Below are 15,746 nucleotides of genomic sequence, written 5' to 3'. Positions count from 1 at the left end.
GCACGTGGCCGGTCGCCGCGACGACCCCCAGTGGGCCGCCACCGGGGCGTGCCGGGCCATGGGGCGTTTGTGCAAAGGCGGGCTGCCGGTCAGGCAGTCAGGCGGTCAGGCGGTCAGGCGGTCAGGCGGTCAGGCGGGCTGCCGGGCTGCCGGGCTGCCGGGCTGCCGGTCTGGGGTCAGGCGGTGGTGCCGGCGTCGACGGTGATGGCCGTGCCGGTGATGTTGCGGCCCGAGTCGCCCGCCAGGTGTGCCACCGTGGCCGCGACGTCCTCGGGTGCGCAGTAGCGTCCGAGGGCGGTGAGGGCGCGCTCGTCGTCGGCCCACGGGCTGCCGGCCGGGTTCATCTCGGTGTCGGTGGAGCCGGGATGGACGAGGTTGGCGGTGATGCCGCGCGGGCCGAGGTCGCGGGCCAGGCCCTTGGTGAGCCCGGTGAGCGCCGACTTGCTCATCGCGTAGAGGGTCCAGCCGGCGTACGGGACGCGCTCGGCGAGGCTGCTGCCGATGGTGATGATCCGCCCTCCCTCGCCGAGGTGCCGGGCGGCGGCCTGGGCGAGGACGAACGCGGCGCGGGCGTGCACGGCGAGCGTCCGGTCCACCTCCTCCAGTGTCACCTCCGCCAGCGGCCCGGACGGCGCGATGCCGGCGTTGCTCACCACCACGTCGAGTCGGCCGAAGGCGCGCACGGTGTCCTCGACGGCGCCGGCCAGCGCCCCGGCGTCCGCCGCGTCGGCCCGCAGGGCCAGCCCGCGCCGGCCGGTCGCCTCGATGTCGCCGACCACCTCCGCGGCCCGGTCCGCCGCGCGGGCGTAGGTGATGGCCACGTCCAGGCCGTCCGCGGCCAGGCGCCGGGCGATGGCGGCGCCGATGCCCCTGCTGCCGCCGGTGACGAGCGCGACTCTCATGATGCCTCCCTTAACCGGAACTGATTCCGTTTGACCATAAGCGGAATCGGTTCCGGTTGGCAAGATGGCAGGATGGCGGTCGTGAAACGCGAGCGCAGCGACGCGGCGCGCAACCGGGCGAAGATCCTCGCCGCCGCGGCGGGGATCGTCGCCGTGCACGGCGTCGAGGGGCTGTCCATGGCCGAGGTGGCCGCCGCCGCGGGTGTCGGCGTCGGCACCCTCTACCGGCGCTTCGGCGACCGGTCCGGGCTGGCCTACGCGCTGATCGACGACCGCGAGCGCGCGTTCCAGGCGGCGTTCCTGGAGGGGCCGCCGCCGCTCGGCCCCGGGGCCGAGCCGCGCGAGCGCGTCCGCGCCTTCCTGCACGCGCTCGCCGACCGCACGGTGGAGCAGCTCGACCTGCTCCTGATGGCCGACTCGGCCGCGCCGCTGTCCCGCTTCGGCGGCGCCTACGCGGCCCACCACGGTCACCTGGCGATGCTGGTCGCCCGGCTGCGGCCCGGCGCCGACGCCGCCTGCCTGGCCGACGCGCTGCTCGCGCCCCTGGCCGCGCCGCTCGTCGCGTATCGGACGCGGGAGTGCGGGATCGGGCTCGACCGCGTCAAGGCCGCGCTCGACGTCCTGGTCGACGGCCTCTGATCCAGACTGTCCTGCCCTGTCGCCGTCCGGGTGAAACAGGTGGCGTGTAAGGGCTCGACAACAATTCGTGGTGATGATGTGAAATATCCGGACAACTGGGGTCGGATCTGTTAGTAAAGGTGACGTTTCGGAGTCGTATGAGAGAGGTTCTGTAGTGGCGCGCGACGAGAACGACAGGTCATACGAAGATGGCCAGGGGAGGTCGTTGAACCCGGAGCTGACCGGAGACGTCCTGTCGCCGCGGTGGAGCACGGACGACACCGACGAGCAACCCGCCATCGTGGTGTCCGGCAACGAGACGTACATCATGCCGCCCGGCGGGGGCCCGGCCGAGCCGTACGTCCCGCCGAAGGACGCCTTGGACACCTCCTACCCCGCGGTGGACGGCGGGGACGCGTTGGACACCCCCTCCTCCGCGGCCGGCGGGGTGGACGGCGCCGCCCTGGGCCAGGCGGCCGGGTACACCGGCGCCGAGACCGGGCCCCGGGTCGAGGTGGGCGGGTACGCCGACGCCGACAGCGGTGCGCACCGGGTCCAGGACGGTGCCGTCCCGTACGCCGACAGCGACAGCGGCGCCCACTACGTCACGGGCGAGATGGGCGGCTACGCCGACTCCGACAGCGGCGCGCACCTCCTGCAGGACGTCGGTCACGACGACACCCCGGAGCCGCACGACCCCGCCTACCTCCCGCTCGACAAGGGCTATGACGGTCACGACGACGACGGGTCCGGCGAGACCCGGCGCGGATTCCTCGGCTCCGGCTGGACCGACGCCGGCGACGACCGGGAGGCCGGCGACAAGGAGGTGCGCCGCCGGACCAAGGTGCTGGTGGCGGGTGCCGTCGCGGTCGTGCTCCTCGGCGTGGGAGCGGGCTGGATGCTGACCGGCACGTCCTCCGACGACCCCTGCCGGGGGGACCGGTGCGCGAGCGCCGGGCAGGTGAGCGCGCCGGCCGCGGAGTCGCCCGCTCCCCAGGAGACGGACGAGGCGATCGACGACTCCGCGGACACGCCGACGACCGAGCCGACGGCCTCGCAGACCACGGCCCCGACGCCCACCACCGTCAGGGCGCGCGTCACCCGTACGCCGACGCCCCGCGCCACCCGCACCCGGGAGACCGAGCCCACGGTCCGGCCGACCAGGAGGGCCACTCAGGAGCCGGACGTCATCGAGGACACCGGCACGGACAGGCGGCAGGCCGCCACGCAGCAGCCGGAGCCCCGGGGGACCGGGCAGCCGCAGGAGCCGACGACCCAGCCCACGCAGCCGTCGACCCAGGCGCCGGCGCCGGCCCCGACGAAGAGCAGCGGGGGAGGGCTGTTCGACATCCTGTTCCCCTGGGCCTGACCGGGCGGGACCCCGAAGACGCTCCCGCCCGCCGGGTCGGGAACCCTCCACGGCTTCAACGAACCAGGAGGCTCCCGGGGGCCGGCGCGGAGTTGACCGGCCGGACCGTGAATCTTCCTCTGGGTCCGGACGGCAGGCCGGGAACGGCTGGACACCGTGCCCGGGGTGGGCTGTCCCCCGGGCGCGCGGCATGTAAGGATGCGTTCCCGGGACAGGTCTGACAAACTTTGGAAACCGCTTTCCGGGAGGTGTCGTGGTCACGCTGGAGGACGTCGCCAAACAGGCGGGCGTCTCGCTCGCGACCGCCTCGCGCGTGCTCAACGGCAGCACCCGCCAGGTGGGCGCCGCCCTGCGCGCGCGGGTCGAACGGGCCGCCGACGAGCTGGGCTACCGCGCCAACATGGCCGCCCAGACGCTGGCCCGCGGGGCCAGCAACGTCATCGGCATCGTGGTGCACGACCTGACCGACCCCTACTTCGCCGCGCTCGCCGACGGCGCCATGCGCGCCGCGGCGGGCCAGGGCCTGCTCGTGATGGTGGGCACCACCCACCGCGACCCCGAGCAGGAGATCGCCTACGTGGCCACGATGAACGCCCAGCGCGTGCGGGCCGTGCTGCTCGCCGGCTCGCGCGTCGACGAGCCGGACGTCACGGGCCGGCTGCGCCGCGAGCTCGACCGCTACCGGGCCAGCGGCGGCCGGGTCGCCTGCGTCGGCCAGGACCTGCTCGGCGTCGACACGGTGGCGCCCGCCAACTACGAGGGCGGGGCCGCGCTCGCCCGGTCGCTGGCCGCCCTCGGCCACACCCGTTTCGCCGTGCTGGCGGGGCCGCCCCACCTGATGACCGCCCGCGACCGGTGCGCCGGTTTCATGGCGGCACTGGAGGAGCTCGGGCTGCCCGAGCCGCGTGTCGTCCACGGCCCCTTCGACCGCGACGGCGGTTACGCGGCGGCGCGGCAGACGGGCGACGCGACGTGCGTGTTCGCGGTCAACGACGTGATGGCCGTGGGCGCGCTGGCCGCCTACCGCGAGCAGGGCGTGCGGGTGCCCGACGACGTGTCCGTGGCGGGCTTCGACGACATCGCCACGCTGCGCGACCACGTGCCGGCGCTGACCACCGTGCGGCTGCCGCTGGCCGACATGGGTGCCCTGGCGCTGGACCTGGCGCTGGGCGAGGGCGACACGGCGGTCGTCGAGCACGTCGCCGGCGAGGTCGTCCTGCGCGAGAGCGTCCGCGACATCCGCTGACGCCGGGTCACCGCTCGCCCTCGCGGGCGGCGACGGGGAGCGGACCCCGTGACGGCCCCGGGCCCGGACCCGTCATCCGCTCTCGTCATCCGCTCTCGTCGTCCGCCCCTGGGGCGGCTCGTCGAGCGGGAACAGGATGGGGCTGAGCAGGTAGGGGCCGCGGTCCGGCGTGGGGGGATTCGCCAGCACGGGCGCGATCGCCGCACGCAGGCGGCTGATCATCTGGAGCAGTTCGTCACGGCTGAGCCAGACGGCGTGCTGGCGGTAGCCGACGAGGTCGGCCACCGGGTCGGCGTGGTCGCGGTCGAGGTAGGCGTCGAACTCCGCGATGAGGGCGGCCATGGCGGCGGCGAAGCCGCGCCGGTGGTCGTCGGGAGTGAGCGAGGCGATCGTGTCGTCGTCGATCGTGGCCCGGTCCTGGCGAAGCCGGTAGTGGCGCTCCACGGCGCCCCTGACGCGTCGTTCGCCGGCCACCTCCAGGACTGCGCCCCTCGCGAGCAGGTCGATGTGCCGGTAGACGGTGGCCTTGGAGACGTCGGGGATGCGCGCGCACAACTGGGCCGTCGTCAGCGTGTGCCCGCCCCGCATCGCGTGGACGATCCGCAGCCGTACCGGATGCCCGAGAAGTTCAAGAGGATCCACCCCTATACGATCTCACGTTGTGCTACCTTTCTCGCCAATTGAGAAAGGTAGGTGGGGAGATGGTGGCGTCCGAGCCGGGGGAGACCGCGCGGGCGGTGGTGAGCATGCTGGGAGAAGGACGCTTCGCCGAGGTCGTGGATCTCTTCGCGGCACCGTTGCGGGCGCTGGTGTCCGCGGCGGCGCTGGAGGAGGCGTGGGCCGGTGCGGTGGCCGGGGCGGGGGGCGGTCTCGGCCGTCGGCGAGCCGGACGGCTCGGGGCCGGCCGGGGTGAGGGTGCCGGTCACCTGCGAGCGCGGCGGGTTCGCAGTGGTGCTGTCGCTGGACGAGGCCGGGCTGCTCGACGGTCTGCGGCTGGCGGCCGCGGACTGGACGGCTCCGCCGTACGCGGATCCGGAGACGTTCCGGGAGCAGGAGGTCACGATCGGCTCCGGAGCGCTGGCCGTGCCCGGCACGCTGAGCGTGCCGCGAGGTCGCGGCCCGTGGCCCGGCGTGGTCCTGCTCGGCGGCGGTGGGCCGTTCGACCGTGACGCCACCAGCGGGCCGAACAAGCCGCTCAAGGACCTGGCGTGGGGGCTGGCCGGCCGTGGTGTGGCGGTGGTGCGGTTCGACAAGGTGACCCACGCGCACGCCGCGCGCGTGGCCGCGCTCGAGGGTTTCACCATGACCGAGGAGTACGTGCCGCACGCGGTCGCGGCGGTCCGCCTGCTGCGGGACCGGCCGGACGTGGACGCGGCGCGGGTGTTCGTGGCCGGGCACAGCATGGGCGGCAAAGTGGCGCCGCGGGTGGCGGCGGCGGAGCCGTCGGTGGCCGGGCTGGTGATCATGGCGGGTGACGCCGAGCCGATGCACCGGGCCGCCGTGCGGGTGGTCCGCCACCTCGCCTCGGTGAGCGGGGACCCGCGTGCGGCGGATCTCCTGGAGACCGTCACCCGGCAGGCCGCGCTGGCCGACAGCCCGGAGCTTTCTCCCGCCACCGCGGCGGCCGATCTGCCGTTCGGCTTGTGGCCCGGTTCCTACTGGCTGGACCTGCGCGGCTACGACCCGGTGGGCACGGCCGCGGCACTGGAGCGGCCGATGCTCATCCTCCAGGGCGCCCGGGACTATCAGGTGACCGTCGAGGACGATCTCGCACGGTGGAGGGCGGGACTGGAGCACCGGCCGGACGTCACGATCCGCGTCTACGACGCCGACGATCATCTGTTCTTCCCCGGCGCGGGCCCGTCCACGCCCGCCGACTACGCCCGGGCGCAGCACGTCGACCCCGATGTGGTGGAGGACGTCGCCCGGTGGCTGGCCGAATCGTGAGGAAACCTCCGCGATAGCGTGCGGACGGGAGAACGTGACGCGAGAACGTGATGTGGAGGCGCGGTGAAGCTGGCGGTCAGCACGCTGGGAATGCCCGGCGAGGGGCTCGACAGGGCGGTGGAGGCGGCCACCGAACACGGCTGCCAGGGGCTGGAACTGCGCCTGCACCCCGACACCGGGGTGCACGCGGGACTCGGCCCGGAGGAGCGGCGGTCGGTGCGCGAGCGGGTGGCGGCGGCCGGCCTGGAGATCGCGGCGCTCGCCGGGTACGCGGGGGTGTGCGAGCCGGGCCCCGACGAGCCGGTGGTGGAGCAGATCCTCGGCGACCTGGCCCTCGCCGCCGACCTCGGCGCGCCGGGCGTGCGGGTCTTCCCGCGCGGTGCGGACCCCGCCGTGGGAGCGCGCCGCCTGAAGGCCGTCTCCGGTGCGGCCCGTGACCTGGGCGTGCGGGTGCTGGTCGAGACGCACGACGCCCTGGCCACCGGCGCGGGCGTGGCCCGGGTGCTGGACGAGGCGGCCTGCCCGGAGACCACGGGCGTGATCTGGGACCTGCTGCACCCGTGGCGGCACGGCGAACCGCCCGCCGAGACGCTGCGGGCGCTCGGCCCGTGGCTGGCGTACGTGCAGGTCAAGGACGCCGTCTCGGCCGAGGACACCACCCCGGTGCCGATGGGGACCGGCTCGGTGCCGCTGGAGGAGTGCGGCGAGCTGTTGCGCGGGGCCGGCTACGAGGGGTGGGTGTCGCTGGAGTGGGAGCGCACCTGGTACCCCCACGTCGCCCCGGTCGAGGAGATCCTGCCGGGCGCGGCCGCCTGGGTCCGGCGCTTCGGCGGGGCCCTCCGGTGAGGCCCAAGGTCCTGGTCGTCGGCATGGACGGCCTGCGCTTCGACCGGCTCACCGCGCTCCGGCCACCGGTGCTCACCGCCCTCATCGAGGCGGGCGCGTACGGCACGAGCCTGCTCCCGTACGGGGTGACCGGCGAGCCCCGCACCGAGTCGCCCGGTGAGGTGGTCCCCGAAGGTCACCACAGCGGAGTCGCGGCAGGTGGGCGGGTCATCTCGGCGCGGACGGACTCCGGGCCGGGATGGTCGTCGGTCGCGACGGGCGTGTGGCCGGACAAGCACGGCGTGGTGGACAACGGTTTCGCGGGTGCCCAGTTCACGAAATATCCGGACTTCCTGACGCGGGCGCAGGAGGCGCGCTCCGACCTGGTCACCGGGGCGTTCTTCTCCTGGCCCGCCCTGGACGAGCACGGCGCCTTCGGCCCCGGCATCGGCGCCCGCGGCGTCTACGACGGCTACGCCACCACCTGGGGCGCGGCCGACGAGCAGGTCGCCGCGGCCGCCCTGCGGCACCTGGCGGACACGGCCGCGGACCTGTCCTTCGTGTACCTGGGCGACACCGACGAGGTCGCCCACGCCCTCGGCCCGCTCGGCCAGGAGTACGCCGACGCCCTCCGCACCCAGGACGCCCAGTTCGGCGCGCTGCTCGACACGGTCCGCGCCCGCCCCTCCTACCCGGAGGAGCGCTGGACGGTGCTGGTCACCACCGACCACGGTCACGTGGACGGGGGTGGTCACGGCGGCGTCTCCGACGCCGAGCGCACGGTGTTCGTCGTCGCCGGCCGCCTGGGCGAGGACCTGGGCGGCGTCTCGCTCGGCGCGCCACGGCCGGTGGACGTGGCGCCCACCGCGCTGGCCGCCCTCGGCATCGACCCGGACCCGGCCTGGGACCTGGACGGAGAGCCGCTGAGATACTGAAGTCATCAGGTGTTGAATTTTAGCGCGTCTCGGGTGACACTCGTAACGACGACACCGGACGCCTGGAAGTGACCTATGACCACCGTGCTGCAGTTCGCCGAGATCGACGCCGGGATGGTGGCCGAGGTGGGCGGCAAGGCCGCCAACCTCGGCGAGCTGACCAGGGCCGGCCTGCCCGTCCCGGCGGGCTGGGCGCTGACCACCGAGGCCTACCGCCAGGTCGCCGAGGCGGCGGGCCTGGCCGAGGTCATCGCCGCCCGCCGGCAGGCGGGCGGCCGGACCGAAGGGCAGGCGGCGGAGGGCCTGGCCGAGGCGGCCCGGTCGCGGCTGCTGGAGACGCCCGTCCCGGACGAGGTGGCCAAGGCGGTCGCGGCCGCGTACGAGGGGCTGGGCGGCGGTCCGGTCGCGGTGCGCTCGTCGGCGACGGCCGAGGACCTGCCGTTCGCCAGCTTCGCCGGGCAGCAGGACACCTACCTCAACGTCGTCGGCGCCGACGACGTGCTCGACGCCGTCCGCCGCTGCTGGGCGTCGTTGTGGACCGACCGGGCCGTCGCCTACCGCGAGGCCAACGGCATCGACCACGCCGGCGTGCGGCTCGCGGTGGTCGTGCAGGTCATGGTGGACGCGCGGGTGGCGGGGGTGATGTTCACCGCGAACCCGGTCACGGGCAGGCGGCGCGAGGCGGTCATCGACGCCGCCCCGGGTCTCGGTGAGGCCGTGGTGTCCGGCGCGGTGAACCCCGACCGATTCGTCGTGGACACCGTCACCGGCCGCGTCCTGGACCGGCACGAGGGCGACAAGCGCCTGGCCATCCGTGCCGCCCCCGGCGGCGGCACTCTGCGCGACACCCTGCCCGGCGCCCTGCGCGACGGGGACCTGCCCGCCGGCCTCTGCCTCACCGACACGCAGGCGCGCGAGCTGGCCGAGCTGGGCGCCCGGGTGGAGCGGCACTACGGCGCGCCGCAGGACACGGAGTGGGCGGTGGACGGCGACGGCACGCTCTGGCTCACCCAGGCCAGGCCCATCACCACGCTCTACCCGCTGCCCGAGGCCACGCGCGAGGGCCTGCGGGTCTACTTCAGCTTCAACGTGGCCCAGGGCGTCATGGGGCCGATCACGCCGATGGGTCTGGCCGCGTTCAAGCTGGCGGGCGCGGGCGCGGCCCGGCTGTTCGGCCACGGGCCGGCGGAGCTGGGTGACGGGCCGGCGTTCATGGCGGTCTCGGGCGGGCGGCTGTGGCTCGACCTGACGACGGCCCTGCGCAGCCGGGCGGGCCGGACGATCCTGCCCAGGCTGCTGCGGATCGCCGAGGCCAGGACGGCCGTCGTCGTGGACCGGCTGATGGCCGACCCGCGCCTGCCGGTCATCCACACCGGGCGCCTGCCGGTCGTGCGGGCCGCTGCCCGCTTCGCCCGCCGGATCCACGCGCCCGCCCGCGTGCTGCTGGCGCTCACCAGCCCCCGCCGGTCGCTCGGCCACGTCCGCGACCTCGGCGAGCGGATCGACCGGCGGCTGCGTGTGCCCGCCGGGGCCACGCCCGCGCAGCGCCTCGACCACGCCGAACGGGTGCTCGCCGGCACGTTCCCGCTCGCCGTGTCCGTCATGCCCATCGCCATCACCGGCTACGGCCTGTTCGGGCTGGCCTCCCGGCTGTCCGGGGTGCCCGTGGGGGAGATGCAGGACGTGCTGCGCAGCCTGCCCGCCAACCCCACCACGGAGATGGACCTGGAGCTGTGGGGGCTGGCCGGCCGCATCGAGCCCGAGCCCTTCCGCGAGCTGCCGGTGCACGAGCTGGCGCGCCGCTACCGGGAGGGCACGCTGCCCCCGAAGGCGCAGCGTGAGATCACCGGCTTCCTGGACCGGTACGGGCACCGCGGCGTCGCCGAGATCGACCTGGGGCTGCCGCGCTGGTCGGAGGACCCCGCGCACATCCTCGGCGTGCTGGCCAACTACCTGCGCACCGGCGCCGCGGGCGGCGTGCCGGCCATCGCCCCCGACGCGCTCTTCGCCCGGGGTGCCGCCGACGCGGAGACGGCCATGGCCGCCGTCGTGACCCGGGCCCGTCGCAGAGGGCGGCTGCGGGGCGCGGTCACCCGCTTCGCGCTGCGCCGGACGAGAGCGTACGCGGGGCTGCGGGAGATGCCGAAGTTCTTCCTCGTGCAGACGCTCGCCGGGGTGCGGCGCAGCATGCTCGCCGTCGGCGAGCACCTCGTCGCCACCGGGGTGCTCGCCGAGTCGCACGACGTGTTCTTCCTGACCTTCGCCGAAGCCAGGGCGGCGCTGGCCGGCGGCGACCGGCGCGAGCTGGTCGCCGAGCGGCGGGCGAGCCACGAGCGGGAGGCGCGCCGCAGGCACGTCCCCCGGGTCATGCTGTCCGACGGCACCGAACCGGAGGCCCAGGCCGCGACCACCGCCGACCCCGGCTCCCTGAGCGGGAGCGCGGCCTCGGCGGGGACCGTCACCGGCCCGGCCAGGGTGGTGCTCGACCCGGTCGGCGCCCACCTGGAGCCCGGCGAGATCCTGGTCTGCCCGTCCACCGACCCCGGCTGGACCCCGCTCTTCCTCACCGCCGGCGGGCTGGTGATGGAGATGGGCGGCGCGATGTCGCACGGCGCGGTCGTCGCCCGTGAGTACGGCATCCCGGCCGTGGTCGGCGTCGCCGACGCCACCCACCGCATCGGCACCGGGGACCTCATCACCGTGGACGGCGCCGCCGGCACCGTCACCCTCCAGGAGGACTGACCGGGCGCCCGTGCGCGGCTTCTGGACGTTTCCTGTGCGCCTCGCCCGCATCCTGGTACCGCAGCGGTACGTACCAGGACCGCCCGGCGCCCCCCTCCTCACCTCGCCGGGCCCGCGGACCGCCCGGTTCACCCTCCACGGGCCGGGCGGTCCGCCCGTCTGCGCCACGGTGCGATGCTCGACCGCCTGGTGGCTCAGGCGGACTCGGTGGGCAGGCCGGCCTCCACCCAGTCCTGGATGCCCTCCTTGTAGGTGCGGACGTTCGTGTAGCCGAGAGCGGTGAGCCGGCCGGCCACCTGGCCGCTGTTGGGGCAGGCCGGGTTGGAGCAGTAGGTGACGATGGCGGCGTCGCGGTCCGGCAGCAGGTCGGCCGCGCGGGCGTCCACCTCCGCCGGGGCGAGCGGGACGGCGCCCGGCAGGTGTCGCTGGGCGTGGTACTCGCCGCCCAGCGCGTCGACGACGGTCACCGTGCCCGCGTCGATCGCCGACCTGAGCTCCTCGCGGGTGATGCGTGCGTTCATGTCGTTCCCTCCAAAGAATCGGACTATAGTCCGGCTATGGCTCAGGACAATAGCGGACTGCGGTCCGGTTCTGCAATCCCGCTGGAACTGCTGCGCACCCCGCCCGTCAAGGAGCGGGCGGACGCCTCCCGCAACCGGGCCGCCGTGCTGGAGGCCGCCGCCCGGCTGTTCGCCGAGCACGGCGTCGAGGCGGTGTCCATGGACCAGGTGGCCGCGGCCGCCGGCGTCGGCAAGGGCACGCTGTTCCGCCGGTTCGGCGACAAGGCGGGGCTGGCGGCGGCGCTGCTCGACACGCGCGAGCGGGTGCTGCAGGAGGCGATCCTGTCCGGCCCCGCGCCGCTCGGCCCTGGCGCGCCGCCGGCCGAGCGTCTCGCCGCGTTCGTCGACGCCTACCTCGACTACCTGCTCAGGCATCTGGCGCTGGTGCGCATGTCGGAGACGGCCGCTCCCGGCGCCCGCTACCGCATAGGGGCGTACCGGTTCTGGCATCGGCACGTGGCGATCCTGCTGGACGGGACGCCCGACCCCGAGCACACCGCCCACGCCTTGCTCGCCGCCCTGGCGGCCGAGCACGTGAGCGCGGTGCTGCCCGAGCTCGGCGAGCGGCGCATCCGGGCCGGCCTGCACCGGCTGGCCCGCTCCCTGGGGTGACCCCGGGCGGCCGAGAGGCCGGGCCCCCGTCGCCTCAGGCGGCCAGGTGGAGGGCGCGGGCCACGTCCGCGGTGGCGGCCGACGTCTCCACCGGCTCGTACCCGTCGCGCAGCGCGGCGTCGCCGTCCTTGAGCCCGTTGCCGCTGAGTGTGATCACGACGCGCAGCCCGGGGGAGAGGAGCCCCCGGCGGTGCCGGTCGAGCAGGCCGGCGATGCCCGCCGCCGAGGCCGGCTCGGCGAAGACGCCGTCGTGGCGGGCCACCATCCGGTAGGCCTCGAAGATCTGCTCGTCCGTCACGGCGGCGATGAGTCCGCCGGACTCGTCGCGGGCGCCGACCGCGCCGTCCCAGGTCGCCGGATGCCCGACGCGGATGGCGCTGGCCGCCGTCACCGGCTCGGCGACGGGCGCGCCGTGGACGAGCGGCGCCGCGCCGGCCGCCTGGAACCCCCACATGCGCGGCACCCGTCCGGCCAGGCCCTCGGCGGCGTAGGCGCGGTAGCCCTGCCAGGTGGCGGTGATGTTCCCGCCGTTGCCCACCGGCAGGCAGTGCACGTCCGGCGCGTCGCCGAGCGCGTCCACGATCTCGTACGCCACCGTCCGCTGCCCCGCCAGCCGCAGCTCGTTGCGCACGGAGTTGACCAGCGCGACGGGATGGTGCGCCGCCAGGTCGCGGGCGGCGCGCAGGCAGTCGTCGAACGTGCCGGCGATCTCCACGATCCGCGCGCCGTAGCGGACGGCCTGGCCGAGCTTGCCGAGGGCGACCGCGCCCCTGGGCACCAGCACGGCCGCGGCCAGGCCGGCGCGGGCCGCGTAGGCCGCTGCCGAGGCGCTGGTGTTGCCCGTCGAGGCGCACAGCACCAGCTCCGCGCCGGACTCGGCGGCCCTGCTCACGGCCACGGTCATCCCGCGATCCTTGAACGATCCGGTGGGGTTGGCGCCCTCCGCCTTGAGCCACACCTCGCAGCCGGTCAATGCGGACAGGTGAGTGGAGCGCAGCAGTGGTGTGGCGCCCTCGTGGAGGGAGACGGACGGGGTGGCGTCGGTGACGGGGAGCCAGCGCCGATAGCGGCTGTCGATCAGTCCTTGCCAGGTGCTCATGTGCCGGACCATAACATTCGTTTCGCCAAAGACGTCAATACGGGGTTGATGTAACATTCGTCAACATGGAAGCGGACACGCCGGTGACCCGGCTGGGCGAGATGTATCCCGGGTTGCCGCCGGGGGAGCGGGCCATCGCCCGGGTGCTGCTCGACGACTACCCGTTCGCGGCCCTCGGCTCGCTGCGCGCCCTCGCCGAGCGGGCCGGGGTCAGCCCGCCCACCGCCTCGCGCCTGGTCGGCCGGCTCGGGTTCGCCGGCTTCGCCGACTTCCAGGCCGCCGTACGGGCCGGCGCCCGCGAGCACGACCGGTCGCGGCTGAGCGAGTTCGTCACCCGGCCACCCGACCCCCACGGGGCGGCCGAGGAGCTGCGCTCCGGCCTCGCGGGCACGCTCGCCGCCATGACCGGGCCGCTGCTCGACGCCGTCGCCACCCGCCTGGCCGAGGCCGGAGCGGTGTGGGCGCTCGGCGGGCCGCTCAGCGAGCTGGCCGCCGACTACCTCGTCCGCCAGCTCGCCGGCCTGCGCCCCGGCGCGCACCGGGTCCCCGAGCAGCCCGCCGCCCGCGCCCGTGTCCTGCTCGACCTGGGGCCGCCGGACGTCGTCGTCGCCTACGACTTCCGCCGCTACTCCGCCGCCACGGCCCGGTTCGTCGACGCCGCCCGCGCGCGCGGGGCCCGGCTGGTCCTCGTCACGGACGCCTGGGAGTCACCCCTGGCGGAACACGCCGAGGTGCTGGTCCGCCTGCCCCGCGAGGCGGGTGGCCCCATCGCGCCCCTCACCCACGAGATCGCCGTCACCGAGCTGATCCTCGTCGCCGCCGCGGCCCGCCTCGCCCCGGCCGCCCGCCTCGCCGACCTCGACGCCCTCACCCGCGACCTGTCGTCACCCGACGCCTGACCCTGCCCTGCCCCTGCGTCAGGGGCCGACAGCCGCCTCATGGCCGCGTCCATCGAGACCGGCCCGCCGCTGGGCCGCCCTGCCGGGATCGCCCGGTCCGTACGTGCACGTCGCACCCCCTCGGCGGCGGCTACGCGCGCCGCCCGGTGGCGGCTGATGACGCTGCTGTCCGGCCGGGCCCGGCCGGTCAGTTGACGCAGTCCTGGTTCTTCAGGCCCAGGGCCAGCGCCTCGACCTTGCCGCGCCGGTTGACGCCGAAGTAGTAGTACGCCTTCGGGTTGCCCGGCGCGGTGGCGTACCAGCCGCTCACCTCCTCCTTGACGCCCGGGTACGCCTTGCGGACCTGGCGCAGGGTGGCGCCGGTGCCGATGCCCCGGGGAGTCCGGACGCCCTTCGGCGCGAAGATGACGGCCACGCCGCGCCTGGCCGAGATGTAGAGCCCTATCTCGTCGCGCGGGTTGCGGTGGGCCTTGTAGTCCCAGCCGGAGCAGTGGTCGCGCCACTTCAGCACGATCTTGCCGGTGGCCTTGGCCTGCTTGGCCGTCATGCCCAGCCGGACACCGCCGTAGCCGTACGGGCCGAAGGTGCCCTTCGGGGCGGCGGTCGCGGCTTCGGCCGCGGCGCGTGCCGCTGTGCCGGCCGCCGCGGGTGTCGCGGTGGCCAGCAGCGCCACACCCGTCGCCAGCGCCGCGATCGCCAGCGCCGGTCGGCTCGTTCGGTGATTCATGGTGCCCCCGCATCTCGTGGCAGGTGATCTGTCCTTGGTTGGATGAGCGGGAGCGGCGGAAGGTTCGCGACATCGCGGTCGGGTCACGTCACGCCGCGCCTCCCGCCTACCGGTGCGGGGCCGTGCCCTGGTCTCCGTGTGCGCCCGTGCCCGTCCCGTCGAGGCCGAGCGTGTCGAGCAGCTCGCGCTCGCGACCGGCGCTGAGCCCGGAACGCCGTGGCCGGTCCAGGCCCTGCTCTCGTTCCCATCGCAGCGTGTCGGCCAGCACATCCGTCCGCGGCCGGTGGCGCAGGCCCGCGGCGCGCGCCGCGGATCCGTCACGGGCCGAGAACCCCTCCCAGCCCGGCTCGGCCAGCCACATCGGCAGCGACTCGGGCCCCATGTACCCGGCCACGCCGTTGGCGCGCAGCCACGCCGAGCCGGCGGTGACCATCGGCCCGGTGTGCCCGCCGACGGAGCGGGACAGCTCGACCCACTCCCCGAACGGGACGACCGGGCCGACGGCGTCGTACGTGCCGACGGTCCCCTTCTCCGCGGCGTCGAGCAGCCAGGCGGTGAGGTCTCGCACGTCCACCGCCTGCGTCGGCATGGCCGGCTCGTCGGGAACCAGCATCGGCCCCCGCGGATCCCGGGCGGCCCGCGCCACCCAGTAGCCCGAGCGCCCGCTGTGGTCGCCCGGACCGCCGATCAGGCCGGCCCGCGCGACCAGCAGGCGATCACCCACGGCGGCCGCCGACGCCTGCTCGCAGGCCACCTTCGCCTCCCCGTACGCCGCGCGATCGACCTCGCTCCGGTCGTCCGGCGGCAGAAGGGGCGCGGACTCGTCGGCGCCCGGTGTGGCATGTGAGGCGTAGGCGCTGACGGACGAGACATAAGCCCAGTGGCCGGCCCGGTCACCCAGCGCGTCGAGCGCCGCCCTGACGAAGCCGGGCTGCCAGGACACCTCGATGACCGCATCCCACTCGCGGCCGAGCAGCGGCGCGTACGCGGCAGGATCACGCCGGTCGGCGGCCACCAGCGTCGCTCCCTCCGCGACCGCTCCGCTCTCGCCGCGCGCCAGGCACGTCACCCGATGGCCACGTGAGAGCGCCTGCCGCGAGGCCTCCCGCCCCACCCACGCCGTCCCGCCCAGAACCAAGATCTCCATCCTGACATTCAAGCACCGCGGGCACCGGACGGGTGAACCTGATTGTGGACGCGGAAGGACGCCTGCACGTGGCCAAGCTGACCGCGCCCCGGAACTGCCGTTCCTGATCGGCCCGAGG

General features: G+C 75.1%; 16 protein-coding genes. 10 read left to right on the top strand and 6 right to left on the bottom strand.

Annotated elements, in window-relative coordinates; all coding sequences use genetic code 11:
* Positions 1 to 176: 176 nt before the first annotated feature.
* Positions 177 to 902: an SDR family NAD(P)-dependent oxidoreductase gene (locus FHU36_RS28505; RefSeq protein ID WP_185086863.1), complete on the bottom strand. Its 726-nt coding sequence runs from the start codon at positions 900 to 902 to the stop codon at positions 177 to 179.
* A 72-nt stretch (positions 903 to 974) separates the two neighbouring features.
* On the opposite strand from FHU36_RS28505, the gene FHU36_RS28500 reads away from it, so the two are divergent.
* The 3 genes from FHU36_RS28500 (at position 975) to FHU36_RS28490 (ending at position 4,135) form a co-directional block, all read left to right on the top strand.
* A complete protein-coding gene (locus FHU36_RS28500) occupies positions 975 to 1,541 on the top strand; it encodes a TetR/AcrR family transcriptional regulator (RefSeq protein ID WP_185086862.1) in 567 nt (188 codons plus the stop codon).
* 205 nt (positions 1,542 to 1,746) lie between these two features.
* A complete protein-coding gene (locus FHU36_RS28495; protein WP_185086861.1) occupies positions 1,747 to 2,889 on the top strand; it encodes a hypothetical protein in 1,143 nt (380 codons plus the stop codon).
* 253 nt (positions 2,890 to 3,142) lie between these two features.
* Positions 3,143 to 4,135 carry a LacI family DNA-binding transcriptional regulator gene (locus FHU36_RS28490; RefSeq protein WP_185086860.1) on the top strand — a complete coding sequence of 331 codons (993 nt, stop codon included), beginning with the start codon at positions 3,143 to 3,145 and terminating at the stop codon, positions 4,133 to 4,135.
* 72 nt (positions 4,136 to 4,207) lie between these two features.
* Here FHU36_RS28490 and FHU36_RS28485 read toward each other — a convergent pair whose 3' ends face one another.
* Positions 4,208 to 4,777, bottom strand: a complete 570-nt coding sequence (locus FHU36_RS28485; protein ID WP_185086859.1) for a helix-turn-helix domain-containing protein — start codon at positions 4,775 to 4,777, stop codon at positions 4,208 to 4,210.
* 201 nt (positions 4,778 to 4,978) lie between these two features.
* Between FHU36_RS28485 and FHU36_RS28480 the strand changes: the two genes are divergently transcribed.
* The 4 genes from FHU36_RS28480 (at position 4,979) to FHU36_RS28465 (ending at position 10,584) form a co-directional block, all read left to right on the top strand.
* Positions 4,979 to 6,082 carry an alpha/beta hydrolase family protein gene (locus tag FHU36_RS28480; RefSeq protein ID WP_221496611.1) on the top strand — a complete coding sequence of 368 codons (1,104 nt, stop codon included), beginning with the start codon at positions 4,979 to 4,981 and terminating at the stop codon, positions 6,080 to 6,082.
* A 63-nt stretch (positions 6,083 to 6,145) separates the two neighbouring features.
* The gene (locus FHU36_RS28475; RefSeq protein ID WP_185086858.1) at positions 6,146 to 6,928 is read left to right on the top strand and encodes a sugar phosphate isomerase/epimerase family protein; all 783 of its coding nucleotides are present in this window, start codon (positions 6,146 to 6,148) and stop codon (positions 6,926 to 6,928) included.
* Positions 6,925 to 7,842, top strand: a complete 918-nt coding sequence (locus tag FHU36_RS28470) for an alkaline phosphatase family protein (protein WP_221496610.1) — start codon at positions 6,925 to 6,927, stop codon at positions 7,840 to 7,842. Before FHU36_RS28475 ends, FHU36_RS28470 begins: the two co-directional genes overlap by 4 nt.
* A 75-nt stretch (positions 7,843 to 7,917) precedes the next feature.
* Positions 7,918 to 10,584, top strand: a complete 2,667-nt coding sequence (locus tag FHU36_RS28465) for a PEP/pyruvate-binding domain-containing protein (protein ID WP_185086857.1) — start codon at positions 7,918 to 7,920, stop codon at positions 10,582 to 10,584.
* Between the two features lie 194 nt (positions 10,585 to 10,778).
* Here the strand turns inward: FHU36_RS28465 and FHU36_RS28460 are convergent, their stop codons facing one another.
* Entirely contained in the window at positions 10,779 to 11,105 is a 327-nt protein-coding gene (locus FHU36_RS28460; protein ID WP_185086856.1) for a rhodanese-like domain-containing protein, read from the bottom strand.
* A gap of 36 nt (positions 11,106 to 11,141) precedes the next feature.
* Between FHU36_RS28460 and FHU36_RS28455 the strand changes: the two genes are divergently transcribed.
* Entirely contained in the window at positions 11,142 to 11,756 is a 615-nt protein-coding gene (locus FHU36_RS28455) for a TetR/AcrR family transcriptional regulator (RefSeq protein ID WP_185086855.1), read from the top strand.
* Between the two features lie 34 nt (positions 11,757 to 11,790).
* On the opposite strand, the gene thrC is transcribed toward FHU36_RS28455, so the two are convergent.
* Positions 11,791 to 12,855, bottom strand: coding sequence for a threonine synthase (gene thrC / locus FHU36_RS28450; protein WP_185086854.1), 1,065 nt, complete (start codon positions 12,853 to 12,855; stop codon positions 11,791 to 11,793).
* Between the two features lie 65 nt (positions 12,856 to 12,920).
* On the opposite strand from thrC, the gene FHU36_RS28445 reads away from it, so the two are divergent.
* Both FHU36_RS28445 and FHU36_RS28440 read left to right on the top strand, forming a co-directional pair.
* Positions 12,921 to 13,754, top strand: a complete 834-nt coding sequence (locus FHU36_RS28445; protein ID WP_185086853.1) for a MurR/RpiR family transcriptional regulator — start codon at positions 12,921 to 12,923, stop codon at positions 13,752 to 13,754.
* Between the two features lie 39 nt (positions 13,755 to 13,793).
* Positions 13,794 to 13,949, top strand: a complete 156-nt coding sequence (locus FHU36_RS28440) for a hypothetical protein (protein WP_185086852.1) — start codon at positions 13,794 to 13,796, stop codon at positions 13,947 to 13,949.
* Here FHU36_RS28440 and FHU36_RS28435 read toward each other — a convergent pair.
* Together FHU36_RS28435 and FHU36_RS28430 are read right to left on the bottom strand one after the other, a co-directional pair.
* On the bottom strand, positions 13,942 to 14,481 hold the full coding sequence (locus FHU36_RS28435; RefSeq protein ID WP_246502591.1) for a hypothetical protein: 540 nt from the start codon (positions 14,479 to 14,481) through the stop codon (positions 13,942 to 13,944). The two genes, FHU36_RS28440 and FHU36_RS28435, sit on opposite strands and share 8 nt — an antisense overlap.
* 106 nt (positions 14,482 to 14,587) lie before the next feature.
* A complete protein-coding gene (locus FHU36_RS28430) occupies positions 14,588 to 15,628 on the bottom strand; it encodes an NAD-dependent epimerase/dehydratase family protein (RefSeq protein WP_185086851.1) in 1,041 nt (346 codons plus the stop codon).
* Positions 15,629 to 15,746: the final 118 nt, after the last annotated feature.

This window comes from Nonomuraea muscovyensis (genome assembly GCF_014207745.1).
GTDB lineage: Bacteria > Actinomycetota > Actinomycetes > Streptosporangiales > Streptosporangiaceae > Nonomuraea > Nonomuraea muscovyensis.
Note: the sequence above shows the minus strand (reverse complement) of the source record. Positions and strands in the feature narration are given on the sequence as shown.